Origin of the sequence: Azospirillum sp. HJ39 (genome assembly GCF_041507355.1) — a bacterium.
Taxonomy (GTDB): Bacteria; Pseudomonadota; Alphaproteobacteria; order Azospirillales; family Azospirillaceae; genus Azospirillum; species Azospirillum thiophilum.
The window spans coordinates 15,259-29,049 of the sequence record NZ_CP167902.1; the positions used below are offsets into that span (position 1 = coordinate 15,259).

Genomic DNA, 13,791 nt, shown 5'->3' on the forward strand with positions numbered 1-13,791 from the left:
GAATCTGATCGCCAAACAGAAAGCTGGCGTTTCGTGCGTTTCGGATTAAACGCACGAAACGCTAGCTAACACCTATCGCGCTTTCCTCGTGAAGCCGCGGGCGAGCAGGAAGCGGGACAGCGAGGCGGGGTGGACCGTGACCCCGCGCTCGGCTTTCAGCTTGGCCGCTAGTTCGGGCATGGTGGTGTCGCCTTGCTTCTCCACCCAGCCGATCAGAAGTTCGGCATGCGGGGCCAGCTTGCCACCGCCCGGTGGGCGCCCCTGCTGGGCCGGGGCCAGCGAGCCCGTTGCCGCCATGCGCTGAGCAAGCCGCACGCCCGTGCTCGCGCTCACATCGAACCGGCGCGCCGCCGCCCGACGCGAACCGCCTTTCTCGACCTCGTCGTAAATCCGAACCCGAACGTCCGACGAATAGCTGCGCCCCATGATCAACCTTCAACAACGGTGAATCACGTCAGCGGCCCAAGCGTAACCGTCGATTCAGATTTCAGGCGCGATGCTCTAAGATGTAACCCTTCGCTGATGTATGGGGATGGCTGACAAGAGACAAATTGCATGCTATGCGAATAGGCCTATCCTCTATAGAGGAACCACCCCTATCATGAACCCATGTGCAGCCGTTCCGGAATGCCCGAAACCTCCGCAGGAGCAGGCACCGCTCCACGCTTCAGGCGGGTGATTGGTGCCGCAGGGACCATCCCGAGAGCAGCAGGATCCCAGTCACCGGCATTCTTTCCGGATGCCCTGCATCGATTCTTCGCGTTGCATGGCAGTGGCTCAATTGGGTAGCTCTGTATTATGAAGCTGCAGCCTCCGCTTACCGCTCACCCAAAGACGGCCCACAATGTAGGATCCGATACCGTGTCAAAGATCGCTTTGATCACCGGCACCACCGGCCAGGATGGCGCGTATCTTGCCCAGGTTCTGCTGGGAAAGGGCTATATCGTCCACGGGATCAAGCGGCGCTCGTCGTCGTTCAATACGGGCCGCATGGAGCATCTCTACCGCGACCCGCATGAGGAGGACGTGCGCTTCTTCATGCATTACGGCGACCTGACCGACAGCACCAACCTGATCCGCCTAGTCCAGCAGATCCAGCCGACCGAGATCTACAATCTGGCGGCCCAGAGCCACGTCCATGTGAGCTTCGAGACGCCTGAATACACAGCCAACGCCAGCATCGGCACGCTACGCCTCTTGGAAGCGATCCGCATCCTGAGGCTGGAGAAGACCGTGCGCTTCTATCAGGCCTCCACCTCGGAACTGTACGGCAAGGTCCAGGAAACGCCCCAGCGCGAGGCCACGCCCTTCTACCCGCGCAGCCCCTATGCCGCCGCCAAGCTGTACGCCTATTGGATCACGGTGAACTACCGCGAAGCCTACGGCATGCATGCCAGCAACGGCATTCTGTTCAAACATGAAGGCCCGACCCGCGGCGAGACCTTTGTCACCCGCAAGATCACCCGCGCTGTTGCCGCCATCGAGCATGGCCAGCAGGACTGCCTGTATCTCGGCAACCTGGACGCCAAGCGCGACTGGGGCCATGCGCGGGACTATGTCGAGGGGATGTGGCGCATCCTGCAGCAGGATGAGGCCGACGATTACGTGCTGGCCACCAGCGAGACTCACAGCGTGCGCGAGTTCGTCGAGCTGGCCTTCGGCCACATCCGCCGCGGCATCGAGTGGCGCGGCAAGGGGGTGGACGAGGAAGGCATCTGCCAGAAGACTGGCAAGGTGGTGGTCCGCATCGACCCCCGCTGTTTCCGCCCGACCGAGGTCGACCTGCTGCTGGGCGACCCCAGAAGGCGCGCCAGAAGCTGGGCTGGACCCACACCCCGCCTTCTGCGATCTGGTCTGCGAAATGGTCCTCTCCTACATGCGCCTGCTGGCCAGCGGCGACGACCATCGCTGATCCTCGCGTTCGGGCGGGCTCCCCATCCCAGGGAGCCCCTTATCCAAACGGACCAGCGACCGACAAGGTGCCATTCATGACCATCCAACCAGCACCAGAGGCAAGCCGAAGACCGCACTGATCTTCGGAGTGTCCGGTAAGGACGGAGCCTATCTCGCACAGCTCCTCCTCGCCTTAATTTAGCTCCCTTTCGAGTTTTTCTATTTTGTAGAAAAGGCTGATAGATGCTCTGCTACCTCAAAATAAGATCAATAAATCTTTTCGAATCACCACCGAATTCAAATAGTCTATCAGCATATTTTTTTGCAGAAAACTTAATGAATATTTACGACAGCGTTATCATCTCCGATGGAGATCACGCAGGCAATGGCGAGATATGGGGCATTCCCATCCATAAGGTCGAGGATGGCCCTATACCGGATAAGCCGTTTTTTGTCGTCGACCTATGCCCGTTCGACGACTCACCCGGTGCGATCTGGAGCTTTTTTGCTCAGGCGGCCGCGTTGATCGCGTACATCGATCCAACCGCCCTGGAGCTTGAAACGGCCACCACAGTGGCTGGCGGCTACAATGAGATGTTGGGCCGCATGCTCGCTTTGCGGCGTTACGACGCTCTGATCACCGGTCAACCGGATGCCGGTGCGCTGGAGAAGCGGTTGCGCCGCATCCATGGCCCCGCCATGCCTCCGGTCCACCCGGTGCCGATGGCGGCACGGAGAACGGTGAAGGCGATGACGTCGGCACAGACCCGACCACTGCCGGGGTTGGGAAGCGGTCGCTTTGTGCTGTTCGCAGGACTGAACGCAGCGGGCGTCTGCGGCGACCGCTTCATCTCCACGCTCGGACAGATCGAGTCCAGACACGGTGCTCCTCTCGTCGCCGTCATCGTCGGACAGGATTCACCGCTGCCGGAAACGCGTGAAGCAGCGGTGCCGGCCTTCCCCGTCCATGTCACCGTTCATCAGATCGACAGCCCGGCTCCCGAAGAGTGGGCATGGCTGCTGGACCAGGCCGTGGCCGTCGTCGTGCCTGCCGCGACGTCGGATCATATCATTGCCGCAGCCGAAGCGGCAGCCCGCGGCCGGCATGTCATCCTGCAGGGACCTCCGGAACCATGGGCGGAGGCGCAAATCCTCGGCCCCCACGCGCAGGTCGCCGACCTGGATGACGCCGCCGCCCTGGCGTCCTGCCTGCGCGATGTGCTTGATCCTTCCCGCCCCGCTCTGCTTGCCGCAGCAACCTCCGATCAGACGGAGCTGTCTCTGGACGCCCTGTTGGAAGCAGTTGAAGGAATCCTGAACCGCCCCCCCCCTTCCGAGGATGGCAACGGCCCGCTGGAGTTCGATCTGGCCACCTATCTCGGCAGCGACCCGTCCATCGACTCTCTGGTCGTCCAGATCGAGCGGAGCCTGCCCGCCTCCATGGTTCTGACCGTCTACACCCCCGACGGCGAATCCCGGGGGCTGCTGCGCCCGACCACCCGCGTCCGGCCCTTTTCCGCCTATCGGGTGCTCGGTCAGCACAACAAGGTGCTCTGCGTGATGAGCCCCGGCACGGCACCAGACACGGTGGTCGATTTCGTCATGGCGGTGCGCCCCAGCTTGCTCCTGCGGGACGGATACATGCTGGACTATTGGCGCGGCCGGCTGGGCAAGCCGACCTTGACCAGCCTCATCGACCGCATCTGCGGCCGGAAGGTCAACTGCCCGGTAATCGACGCGTGGGAACACCATTCCATGCCGGTCACCCGCAGTTTCCTGGAGCCGATCGCCGATGGTGTGCCCCGGATCCTGGCACATGGCGCGAACCTCTCGCAGCGCCTTTCTGCCGAACTGCGCCGCCCAGTCTCCCCCCTGCCGGTCCTGCCGTCCCAATGGCTCGAGGACGAGGAACTGACGCCAGCCTTCATTGCGATGGCGCGCGGACGGCTCGGCATTCCTCCCGGCTGCAGCTTGATCACCAGCTTCTCTCCTCCCTCAGACCTGACTGCGCTGGAGGAAAGCCTGTGGGCCATGCACATGCTCCGGCACTGGGGGATCCCCGTCCAGTGGCACATCGCCGCCCCCTGCGCTCCGCAGGTCCTAGAGAAGATCCAGACCATGACGGAACGCCTGCACTTGTCCGGAGCGGTCGTCTGCCACCATGAGGCGCCGACGCCGGACATGGTGCACCAATACCTGATCGCGGCGGATGTCGGGCTGCAGCTCAGCAAGGTTGCCTTCGGGCGCTTCGCCGGCGCTCTGGTCGATTGCCTCGCCGCCGGCATCCCGGCCGTTGCGAATGACGAGCTCGCCAGCTCGGCCGACGCGCCGGAAGACGCCGTGCTGCGCGTGAGCGACATGCTGAGTTCTCTGGACGTCGCCCTGGCGCTGAAGCGCGTGATCGAATCCGGCCCCGTCGGCGACCGGTCCGTGCGGCGCCGGGCCTATGCCGACAAACGCAGGACATCCGTCTACATCGACTCCCTTCTCTCTCACTTGGCGTGAGTGCAATAACCATGACGGCTCTTGACGCCAATCAGATCGGCCTTCTGTTCCATGGCCAGATCTGGCTCGACCTGACCGAGACGACCAGCAGCTTCCACCGGACCGGAATCCAAAGAACGCTGGCCCAGATGATCGCGACGGCGACCGACCGCGGGCGCCTGGTGCCCTTCACTGTGGCTCCGGATGGCGCGGTGATCGTGCATGATCATGCGTTGCTCGACCTGCTGGCCGACGAACTCTTCTCAGCCGACGACTTCGAGGAGGTGAGCGCCAAGATCGCAAAGGTGACCTCCCATCCCCTCTGCAGGGTCGATCGCGATGCCCTCCTCGCCGCCCGCGCTGTCGTCAACATCGAGGTCTTCTTCAATCCCGTCCGAGCCGAATTTTACGACTATCTCCTCAAGAAGATGCGCGAACGGATATTTTTTCTTATTTATGATATCATTCCAATTGGTCAGCCAAATTATTTTAAACACCATCTGCCTTTCGCAATGGAGTATTTCCGTTTCTGCCTGAGCGTCGAGAATATTGCCACGATTTCCTCCTTCACCCGGGATCAGATGGTCACCGTCCTCGGACGAAACGACACGCACAACATTCGCGTGATCACCCTGGGCACGGACACCTTCGGCTCGGCGCCACCTGCGCAGCAGGCGCGCGACCTGTCCGGCACACCGCTCTTTGTCGTGGTCGGGACAGTGATGGACTGCAAGGGGCATCTGCTCGTCCTACAGACTTTCCGCGCACTTTGGGACGCCGGCATCGACGTCAGTCTGATGTTCCTGGGCGATGCCGATGGCGACGCTTCCGACGAGCTGTTCGAAGCCATGGAAGAATCAGGGCAGAATCCGGCACAGTTCCGCTGGTTCCAGGCGCCGGGCGACAGAGACATCCGCGATACCCTGGCCGCCGCTTGGGGCACCGTCTATGTCAGCGACGGCGAAGGATTCGGTCTGGGTCCGCTGGAAAGTCTCCAGGCCGGTGTTCCGACCATCGTGCGGTCCGACTATCCGTCGCTGGCGGACGTTCCTCCCCTCGGGCAGATCCGCGTTCCTCCTTCCGACGAGCAAGCCCTCAAGGCCGCGGTGCTTTCTCTGCTGGACCGGAACGTCCATCGCACCGCAAAGGCGGACTTGGCCAAGCTCACGCTCAAGACTTGGCCGCAATTCGGCCGCGACCTGAATGGCTGGATCGAGAGCCGTGCGTCCCGGGCCCAGCCGATCGACGACCTGGGATTCGGGACGGTCGCTGCGGGCGGACTTCGGTCCAAGTCCCTGCGCCTCTGCCGCGACCTGCTGTTTGGTAACGCCAATGCCTTTGCAAAGGCCTCGGCGAACCTGAAGCTCGACATCGAGAGCTGGTACAATCCGGATCGCCTGCGCCGGCTGATCGATTCCAATGCCGCGACGCGCCCGCTGCTGGTGGCGGACCTTGTTCACCACAGCGTCGGCATGGGTTCGTGCGATCGGGAGACCGGACTCCGCACACTGCTGACCTGTATGGTTTTGGTGTCTGGACAGGCGGGGGCTGTCGATCATGGCCATCACAAGCAAGTCCCGGCCGCCCCCGCGTCTCAGAGCGCGGCAATGCCGGAACTTGACCGCCTGCCCGAAGCAATCGACAGGCTGAACGGCCTCGACGCCTTGCCCCCTGGCGATTTCGCCACCGCCCTGGCCCGCTTCCTGGTCGGAGACGGCATGGACCTGGCGGTTTGGCACGATCTCTGTCTACTCGTCGGCTCCTTCTCCAGCACGCGCCGGCAGACTCTGGTGAAGTGGCTGTTCACCTGCCCGGTCGGGCTGGAGTCGAACTGGGACCGCTGGATCGTGCAGTATTGCGCGGCGTCCGTCGTTCTGGCCAACCCGGACTGGGGGCGTGCGCCGGTCGTATGCAACGATGTCCTCCTTCTATCGTCCGTTCCCCCGCCGCTCTTGCGCAACCTATCGCCAGCCCATTCCGATAGCGAACAGCGTCTCGCCGATGCCCTTGCCCTGCCTGAGACGGTGAGCGCCGCACAATTCTTTGAAACTCTGACCGGCAGAAAGTTGACGGACGAGCAGATCGCGTTCACCCGCAACCTGCTCGACATAGGGGCAAGCCGGGAGGCTCTGCTCGCCTTCATCGGAACCCTTTGGGCTGGTCTGCCCCCGGACGCGCTGGATACCCTGCGCCTCACAGCGGCCAAGGCGGTTCTGACCGGGCTGATGGCTGCGTCCCGGACGGACAATCCGGAGGCATTCATCCGCCGCTGCTACGCCAATATCCTGTTTCGCCGCAGCGACGAGGCGGGCTTCGCCCACAGCATGCAGGACTATCGGCAAGGCTCTCCGTTCCGCATCATCGAAAACCTGATGCGCTCGCAGGAGGCGATGTCCTTCTACGGCGCTATGGCGGCGGCAGTGGCCAATGCCAATCCACCTCATGGCGCCTCGCCCGAATCGCTGTTGGAAAGTGTCAAGCAGCTGCTGGAGGTTCCAAACGGACAGCTCTGCGCCCTGCTCTATAAGACGCTCTTGGGCCGAACAGCGAGCACCGACGAAGCCAACCTCGCCAGCACCCAGCTCGCCTTCGGGGTGTCCCGCGAGAGGATGATCGCCGCAATGTTGGCCTCCACCGAATTCCGCGGCCGGATCCTTGATCCGGATGAGCCGGCGATCATCCTCCGGCTCCTGGGCACGCGGCTTCTGGGGCGCTGCCGAGATGCCCTGCGCATGCTCGACGGGGAGGGGTTCGTCGATGCCTGTTTCCTCCTGCTCCGCGGGCGCCCCCCTTCCTCCGATGAAAAGACAAACTTGTCGGTTTCCGGCGTCGCCGGCCGCTGGCGCGAGCTTTTGCGCACCACGCTCGCGTCGGACGAATGCTCGCGGATCTTCACTGCCCAAGGCATCGATGAAATCCGCCCGATGTTGGCCGATCGCCTCATCTCGCGGCCGCCCCTGACCCAGCGTGTCACTGCACTGCTCAATATGGGCGAGGGGGACTTTGTTGCCTGCGTGACCGAAACCCTGAGCGGCAAATGGGCCGAACCCGTCAACCGCCACACCATGGCCTATCGGCTGTCGCTTGGGATGCCGCGGGAAAGCGTGATCTTTCAAACCCTTGGACGGCTTGTTCCTACCACAGGCGGCGAGCCGAACATGACCTTCGTCGAGCTTGTCGATGCCGTCGCTCTTGCCGTCGCTCGCCGGCTCTATCAGGCCAGCACCAATGCCGCCAATCCAGAGTCCTATGTCAACGCCTGCTATCTGGCCATTCTCGGTCGCCCAGCTGATCTTGAAGGCCTGAACAGCCATGCGGAGATCATGCGCAACGAACCAGGAGTCGGTTGGCTACGGGTGGCGCAGCATCTGGTCAAGTCGCCGGAATGCACCGGCTGTACCGGCCTCTTCGCCCAATCCCGCATGTACCTGGTGATCGTCACTTTGCTCAGGGAACCGGAAAGAGCTGCATCCTTGCTGGGGGCGTCGGCATTACAAGCTTCTCTGCCGGCTTCCGCGTGAAGCCGGCACGAGCATCCCAGCTCATGTCGCATTGTCTGGTATGGAGCTTCGTGGGGGGCGGCCCGCCGAAGGTAAGCGTCCGCCGAGCTACGCGGCTTTAGCGTTTCCGGTGACGTCGGCGGCCCTGGCCCAGTTCCAGGGCAGCAGTTCGTCGTTGCGGGTGATCTTGAGGAGAGCGCGATAGGTGTTAGGTAAACAACGCCGCCATTATCAACCAAAGACAGCTACGGCCGAGCGGATGCTGATCCCGCCATCCTTGGTCCGCCGGAGTTGGCGCCCAACAGCATAACGGAAGACCGCCGGAAGCTGGAGCGCTGGGGGAACACGGGACCAAAGGGTTTGGATCACTGTCCGCCCCTTCCGGGTTCGGCGCTGGGCCTGACCTGCCACCGCGCGCTGGGACCAGCGGAAGCCGATCTCGCCAAAATACAGGTCAGCATGGTCGGGGCTGATGTGATGGAAGACGCCGGCGATCGTGCGCCGTACACGATCGTTGAAGCCCTCGGCCGAGTTGGCATGCACGCTGCCGCGAACATACTCGCGCTGGGAATGGCGGACGGTATCGTGCGCAGCGAATGCGCTCCCGATGGCGACGAACGCCTTTCATTCGTCGCTCATCAAGTGCGCGGCGGGATCGACAGCGGCTTTCAGCACCCGCTCGGCCTCGTCGAGCGACAGATCGGCGACCACGGCGGCACGGGTCTCGCCCGCCGGTGTCCCCGGCTCCCGACCGCTGGGCCGCTGGACGACCGCGAGTGCTGGCGTCTTCGTCGTGCGGGGCTGGCCCTTGCGTCCGCGCCCCAGCTTGGGAGGGTTGGGGTCACGGCGCGGCTTGGCGCCGAAATGAAATTCATCGATCTCCACCGTCCCGCCCAGCGGATGATCGCGCAACACCAGAAGCCGCAGGACGTGGCCCATCCGCCATGCCGTCGGCTGGCTGACGCCGAGCGCTTCGGCCAGACGGATGGACGAGATGCCCTTGTCCGATTGCAGGATGAACCACAGCCCCATGAGCCAGGTCCGCAACGGCAGCTTCGTTCCATGCAACGGAGTTCGCGTCGTCACAGTGAACTGGTAGCGGCAGTCCGGATTGCAGCACTGATAAAGCCCCGGCCGCGACCGTCGTCCTATGTCGCGCCCGGCCAGGGTGATCGAACGCCGCGAGCCGTAGGCCGGACAGAGCCGTCCGTTCGGCCACACCATCGGCTCAACCAACCGGCGGCACCGCGCCTCGTCGTGGAATGCTTCGGTCATCTCCGCCACGGTCCGAATGGCCGTCAGCTCTTCGAGCATCGATCCCATCGTCCCCCCCGTGCTTGATGGCTGAGAGTCGCACGTAAACGCTGGAAGAGCTACGTCTTACTGTGTTTGGTTGATAATTGCGGCGTTGTTTGGCGAACACCTATCGCGTGCTCTTCAACGCGTTCAGGCACGCCGCCACCCGCTGATCATCGGATCGGCGGCGGCCTCCTTGTTCAACATGGCGCCGACGTCCTTCTCCAGCACGACGGAGCCATAGCGCTTCCGGAGAAAGGTCTGCGGTCGGCCTGCGCGGCGGGTGACCAAGCAGCCACTTTCCAAACGGACAAGGTGCTGGCGGATCGTGGCGGCGGGAAAGCGGGTCAGGATCGACAGCAAGCCGACATCTTGTGGACGGTCTTCCGACAGCCAGTAAAGGATGGCCATGGAGCGGCCGAGAAGGGGATGAAGGCGGTTGTTACTGGTCACTCGATGTCTCCAGTTCAGCAATGCGGGCAGCAATGTCTTTGGCGTCTTCATCATGCAGGCCCTGTGGGTTGAGCAATGCCGCCGCCGTCCATAGCATCGACGTCGTTTCCGTCCATCGCAGACGCTCTGGCGACATAGGTTTGGTTTCGGGCTGGTCGTTCACCATGCGCTTCATGGCTTGGCGGATCAGGCGCGCGGCTTCGGCAGCGACTGCAGGGTAGACCGGTTCCGCCATGGCTCACCTCACCAGCAGGGGCTGCACCAGACCATCCCGATAGATCAGATCGAGCGGCACATCACCGGTCGGCTCATCGCCGTCCCAGCCATGGGGCCATGTCTCGGCGGCGATCAGTTCCCGGATGCGCGCCTCCTCGTCGGTGTTCAGCAGGTCGACCGTCGGGCGCCCCAGGTGGGCGGCGGCCTCGTTGCACCGGCCCTGGATGTCGAGCACCCGCTCCAGCGCCATCCGCCGACCGTCCAGCGTGATCGGCCCCATGCGCTGCTTGTTCTTGCCGGCGGCGATGTTGCCAGCCTCGTCCATCCCGGTCTTGCGGAGCCGCCACTTCGGCTTTCGCAGCTCGCGATAAACGAGCGGCTTCAGGTCGGCCAGTGGTCGGAGATAGGACCAGCGCGGGGAACGCAATACCGTCTCCAGCGCCAAGTCGCGGCTGGCCAGCGGGCAGCCGATGCAGCCGGTCCTGGCGTTCACCTCTTCGGCCTCGTCTCCGCCATAGGCGTCCGCGACGTCGGCCGTTGCCCAGCCCAGCGCCGGTGCCTCGAACATCAACCAGTCCCAGACCTGACACACCCGCCAATGCAGGATCGGCGCGAGCGTGGCGATGCGGCCGCGGATGCCGGCGGCGTCGGGCAGCACCTCCTGGTACCAGCCCTGGCCGCACTCTGCACCGTCCTTGCCGCAGCTGACGGCGATGCGGGCGTCGCGTACAGCTGACTCGCCCATCCGGACACCGGTCAGCATCAGGATGGTGCCAGGCACTTTCTCCAGCAGCTCGGCCAGCACCGCCTGCATCGGCTCGACCTTGATCTGCCTCGTACACCAGCGGAAGGAGTTCGAGGGTGGCGGCACGCCCCGGCCGAGCATGTAGACGATCATGCGAAGGTCCATCGGCGCCATGGCGATCCGGACGTCGATGCCGCGCGCACGGAGCTGCTCCATGATCCTGGTGGCGGCGAAGGCCAGCGGGATCAGTTCCATCCTGGTGTCGGCATAGCAGACTGTCAGCGACTTCGGCGCCGGCACTCGGCCGGTCTCGATCAGGTGCATGATGAGGGTCAGCGTCGCGGTGGAGTCCTTGCCGCCGCTGTAGGCGATGGCCCAGTGCTCGTGCTGGGGCCCATAGGCCAGAAGGCTCTGGACCGTTAGGTCGATGGCCTCGGGCAGGGTGGTGCGCATGTCTTCGAAGAGGGTGGGTTGGGCACGGGTCATTGCGCAGCGACCTTCTGTTCCAGGCGCGACGGTTCGCGCTTTCCTTCTTCCATTGCGGAGATGGCGGAGGCGATCATTCCCAGCCGTGTGGCCGCGTCGCCCATCGTTTCGCCGCTGGCGAGCCGGGCCTCACGGAGAACTTTCCCGCGAGCCATCCAGTCGAGCGTTTCGGGGGTGGCAATGCCGCTCCCGCCGCACCGGTGGCACGGAACCTTGACCTTCCACTCGCCGCGACCGTTGCCGTAGTTGAGATGGATCGGACCAACGTGGCCGGTGCCTTTGCAAGTGGGGCAGGGGCAGGATTCGTCAATCGGCATGGCGGGGATCCTTCGAAGCGAGGGCGGTGGCAAGCTCCGGATCGATCACGGTCAGCGTTTCATGCACCGCTTCAGGCAGTGGGCCGTTGCAGCCGGCGTGGATCCAGTCGCGCAGGCCGACAGCCACGGCGCCGTCCCAGCAAGGAGCAGCGACGCCCCATTTGCAGGCGATGTTCAGCACCAGTTCGAGGAATCGCTCGCGCTCAGGCGCGGCGGTCGAGCGCCCCGCTGTATCTTTCAGCAGCAGCCCAGCCTCACGAGCCTTGCGCAGCAGTCGCCCCATGCACCATAGGCTCGCCATCGCGTCCGTGCCGGGATCGGAGTGCTCGCGGACGAACAGGCCCAGCACGTCATGAGCACGGACCATTTCACCGGCTATGTCCTCCAGCAGGCCTGAGAGCTTCGCCGCCGCCTCGGCATTTTCCGAGGCGCACCGGATGTATGCCCGGATCGCCTGGGTCACCATGTTGGCGCGTTGCTTCACCTCCGGCACGCCGTTCGGGCTGTAGTCCGCCGCGGCCTTGAGGGCAGCCTTAAGCGCGGTCGCGGTGCCGGCGGTCGGCTCAGCCGGCACGAGCACGTAACCGGTGAGAGTGGCCGCCGTCTCGGCTGCGGGCGGCGCGGCCAAGGGGCGGCGCCAGTAGGGCAGAAAGGCATCTTCCGGCCACGTCTGGTCCTTGGTGGCGGTGATCCACTCCGGGTAGCCGGGGACGCGCCCATTGTTCCGCTGGACGGAAACCTCGCATTTCCAGATGCGGTGCCAGCGGACGATGGTGGATTCGTCGGGAGGTGCGGTGGAAATCGGTTGCCAAGCGCAGGGGCCGAAGGCGGTGATGGTCATGTCGGGGGTCCTGGTTCTGGAGACGGGTCTCAGGAATGGCCCGCGTCGGTGACGTCCTGCAGCCCTGCCGGCAGCAGTCGGTTGACGGCGTCAAAGCCGTCAGCCACAGCATTGATGATGATGGCGGGCTTTTCTTCCAAGGAAGCGCCGGGGCTCTGCCCGAGCCACGTCGCGAGGAATGCCCCCATAAAATCGAAGCGAGCTTTCAGTAGGCCTGCGTAAAAGGCTCCGCGCTCGCCGGCGGTGCGGAATTCGGGAACGCCTGGGTCGAATGGTGCAGCCAGTTCCTGCAAGCGTTTGATGTCGGTCATGATTCCCTCAGCAGATGGATAGGCGCTCGCGCGTCAAATCGATTAGATCAGGAGGCGACCGGGGAGCCGTTCACGCTCCATCGCCGGCAGCCAGGGGTGTTCGTCATGCGTCCGGCCGTCGATGACACGCCCGCGAGCGCCTCGCGTCCCGCGGTCTTCGAACCACCAGGGGCCGGTGCCAGGAGCGGGCTGGACATCACCGCCGATTTCCGAATGCACCGAGAAGGCGCCAGTCCGGTCCATGCAGGCGAGCCGGTGCTGCGGGAGGGTGATATCGACGATGTCCGACGGCTCGACGACCCACTCCTCCGGATCCGCGTCGGCGCCGTGTGTCTGGCGGACATAGGCCCGCTTCCAGGCCATGTCTTCATCGGGATAGGCCGGGGCTACGGGGAGCCATCGTCCCCACTGCTTGTGGTGGAAGGCGACCGGTCCGTTCACGCCGCCGGTCGCGCACTGGTCTCGGATGTCGCGGACCCAATTCGGATGAAGTGGCTCGTCCCGCCCGATGCTTTGCCCGCCGGTGATCGCCCAGCCGCGCCGGCCGAGATCCAGGAACTGCTGCGGGAGCGTGATCGGCCCCTGCATCGGCTCGATCGACACGCCCCAGGCGCCGGCGTCGATGGCCAGCAGCTTGGACATGTCCCGGCCGATCTCCGGCTGGTTGACCATGGTCGCCATGATGACCACCCGGTCCTTGATCTCTTCCCAGAAGGGCGGGAGCATGCCCGGCGCGTTGCCGATGCGCTTGGATAGCAGTAGCCAGATCAGCCATGGCGTTGCGCGGATCAGTTCGAACAGACGCTCGCGCGCACCGTCCGGCGCCTTCTTGTCCCAGACGTCTGCCCAGCTGGCGCAGAAGACGAACCGGAAGGCCCGGTCTTGCTCCGCAAGGCGATTCCATTTCAGCGGGGCCGCCCAAGTAGCCGGGCTGGTCAGCTGGCGCTTGGCATGCGGCCCCCAGAGACCGCGGTGGAAGCGTCCGTCGTTTGTCGCCTCGGCATAGCAGTAGACGCAGCCGGGACCGACCTTTTCGCAGCCGACCCACGGATTGAAAGTAAAGCCGGAAAGCCATGTGCTGCCATGCAGCCGCGACGTCCAGGAGATATCGGTTTCGGCCATCGTGGTCACCACGTCGAAAGGTGTTGTATGCGTGATGAAGAGAGCACCATTTTATTGTGAAGACCGAGAACCTATTACGTGCCTCGTCGCCCAAAATGATAAATAATGGCGAAAAATCTTTTGAGAG

At 63.9% G+C, this 13,791-nt stretch carries 10 protein-coding genes and 2 pseudogenes; 3 read left to right on the forward strand and 9 right to left on the reverse strand.

Annotation, left to right across the window (positions count from 1 at the left end; translation table 11 throughout):
* Nucleotides 1-72: 72 nt before the first annotated feature.
* The gene (locus ABMY26_RS00045) at nucleotides 73-426 is read right to left on the reverse strand and encodes a hypothetical protein (RefSeq protein ID WP_372393888.1); all 354 of its coding nucleotides are present in this window, start codon (nucleotides 424-426) and stop codon (nucleotides 73-75) included.
* Nucleotides 427-798: 372 nt separating this feature from the next.
* Between ABMY26_RS00045 and gmd the strand changes: the two are divergent.
* The 3 genes and pseudogenes from gmd (at nucleotide 799) to ABMY26_RS00060 (ending at nucleotide 7,898) form a co-directional block, all read left to right on the forward strand.
* Nucleotides 799-1,912, forward strand: a pseudogene (gmd, locus tag ABMY26_RS00050) (GDP-mannose 4,6-dehydratase).
* 317 nt (nucleotides 1,913-2,229) lie between these two features.
* Nucleotides 2,230-4,398 carry a hypothetical protein gene (locus ABMY26_RS00055; RefSeq protein WP_372393889.1) on the forward strand — a complete coding sequence of 723 codons (2,169 nt, stop codon included), beginning with the start codon at nucleotides 2,230-2,232 and terminating at the stop codon, nucleotides 4,396-4,398.
* Between the two features lie 11 nt (nucleotides 4,399-4,409).
* Nucleotides 4,410-7,898, forward strand: coding sequence for a DUF4214 domain-containing protein (locus ABMY26_RS00060; RefSeq protein WP_372393890.1), 3,489 nt, complete (start codon nucleotides 4,410-4,412; stop codon nucleotides 7,896-7,898).
* Nucleotides 7,899-8,108: 210 nt separating this feature from the next.
* On the opposite strand, the pseudogene ABMY26_RS00065 reads toward ABMY26_RS00060, so the two are convergent.
* The 8 genes and pseudogenes from ABMY26_RS00065 to ABMY26_RS00100 all read right to left on the reverse strand — a co-directional run bounded on the left by ABMY26_RS00065 (nucleotide 8,109) and on the right by ABMY26_RS00100 (nucleotide 13,664).
* Nucleotides 8,109-9,200, reverse strand: a pseudogene (locus ABMY26_RS00065) (IS1595 family transposase).
* 123 nt (nucleotides 9,201-9,323) lie between these two features.
* Entirely contained in the window at nucleotides 9,324-9,536 is a 213-nt protein-coding gene (locus tag ABMY26_RS00070; RefSeq protein WP_372393891.1) for a hypothetical protein, read from the reverse strand.
* A gap of 79 nt (nucleotides 9,537-9,615) precedes the next feature.
* Nucleotides 9,616-9,861, reverse strand: a complete 246-nt coding sequence (locus ABMY26_RS00075; RefSeq protein WP_372393893.1) for a hypothetical protein — start codon at nucleotides 9,859-9,861, stop codon at nucleotides 9,616-9,618.
* A gap of 3 nt (nucleotides 9,862-9,864) precedes the next feature.
* Nucleotides 9,865-11,073 carry a phosphoadenosine phosphosulfate reductase family protein gene (locus ABMY26_RS00080; protein ID WP_372393895.1) on the reverse strand — a complete coding sequence of 403 codons (1,209 nt, stop codon included), beginning with the start codon at nucleotides 11,071-11,073 and terminating at the stop codon, nucleotides 9,865-9,867.
* Nucleotides 11,070-11,390: a hypothetical protein gene (locus ABMY26_RS00085; RefSeq protein ID WP_372393897.1), complete on the reverse strand. Its 321-nt coding sequence runs from the start codon at nucleotides 11,388-11,390 to the stop codon at nucleotides 11,070-11,072. The genes ABMY26_RS00080 and ABMY26_RS00085 overlap by 4 nt, the downstream gene beginning before the upstream one ends.
* Nucleotides 11,380-12,231, reverse strand: coding sequence for a hypothetical protein (locus ABMY26_RS00090; RefSeq protein WP_372393899.1), 852 nt, complete (start codon nucleotides 12,229-12,231; stop codon nucleotides 11,380-11,382). The genes ABMY26_RS00085 and ABMY26_RS00090 overlap by 11 nt, the downstream gene beginning before the upstream one ends.
* A gap of 29 nt (nucleotides 12,232-12,260) precedes the next feature.
* Nucleotides 12,261-12,542, reverse strand: coding sequence for a hypothetical protein (locus tag ABMY26_RS00095; protein WP_372393901.1), 282 nt, complete (start codon nucleotides 12,540-12,542; stop codon nucleotides 12,261-12,263).
* Between the two features lie 42 nt (nucleotides 12,543-12,584).
* Nucleotides 12,585-13,664, reverse strand: coding sequence for a DUF5131 family protein (locus tag ABMY26_RS00100; RefSeq protein ID WP_372393902.1), 1,080 nt, complete (start codon nucleotides 13,662-13,664; stop codon nucleotides 12,585-12,587).
* Between the last annotated feature and the right edge of the window lie 127 nt (nucleotides 13,665-13,791).

Bases quoted from the DNA above. Each gene is read 5' to 3' on its own strand.
- ABMY26_RS00085 (WP_372393897.1), bottom strand. From the start codon at position 11,390: ATGCCGATTGACGAATCCTGCCCCTGCCCCACTTGCAAAGGCACCGGC.
- ABMY26_RS00075 (WP_372393893.1), bottom strand. From the start codon at position 9,861: ATGGCGGAACCGGTCTACCCTGCAGTCGCTGCCGAAGCCGCGCGCCTG.
- ABMY26_RS00090 (WP_372393899.1), bottom strand. From the start codon at position 12,231: ATGACCATCACCGCCTTCGGCCCCTGCGCTTGGCAACCGATTTCCACC.
- ABMY26_RS00055 (WP_372393889.1), top strand. From the start codon at position 2,230: ATGAATATTTACGACAGCGTTATCATCTCCGATGGAGATCACGCAGGC.
- ABMY26_RS00080 (WP_372393895.1), bottom strand. From the start codon at position 11,073: ATGACCCGTGCCCAACCCACCCTCTTCGAAGACATGCGCACCACCCTG.
- ABMY26_RS00045 (WP_372393888.1), bottom strand. From the start codon at position 426: ATGGGGCGCAGCTATTCGTCGGACGTTCGGGTTCGGATTTACGACGAG.
- ABMY26_RS00095 (WP_372393901.1), bottom strand. From the start codon at position 12,542: ATGACCGACATCAAACGCTTGCAGGAACTGGCTGCACCATTCGACCCA.
- ABMY26_RS00060 (WP_372393890.1), top strand. From the start codon at position 4,410: ATGACGGCTCTTGACGCCAATCAGATCGGCCTTCTGTTCCATGGCCAG.
- ABMY26_RS00100 (WP_372393902.1), bottom strand. From the start codon at position 13,664: ATGGCCGAAACCGATATCTCCTGGACGTCGCGGCTGCATGGCAGCACA.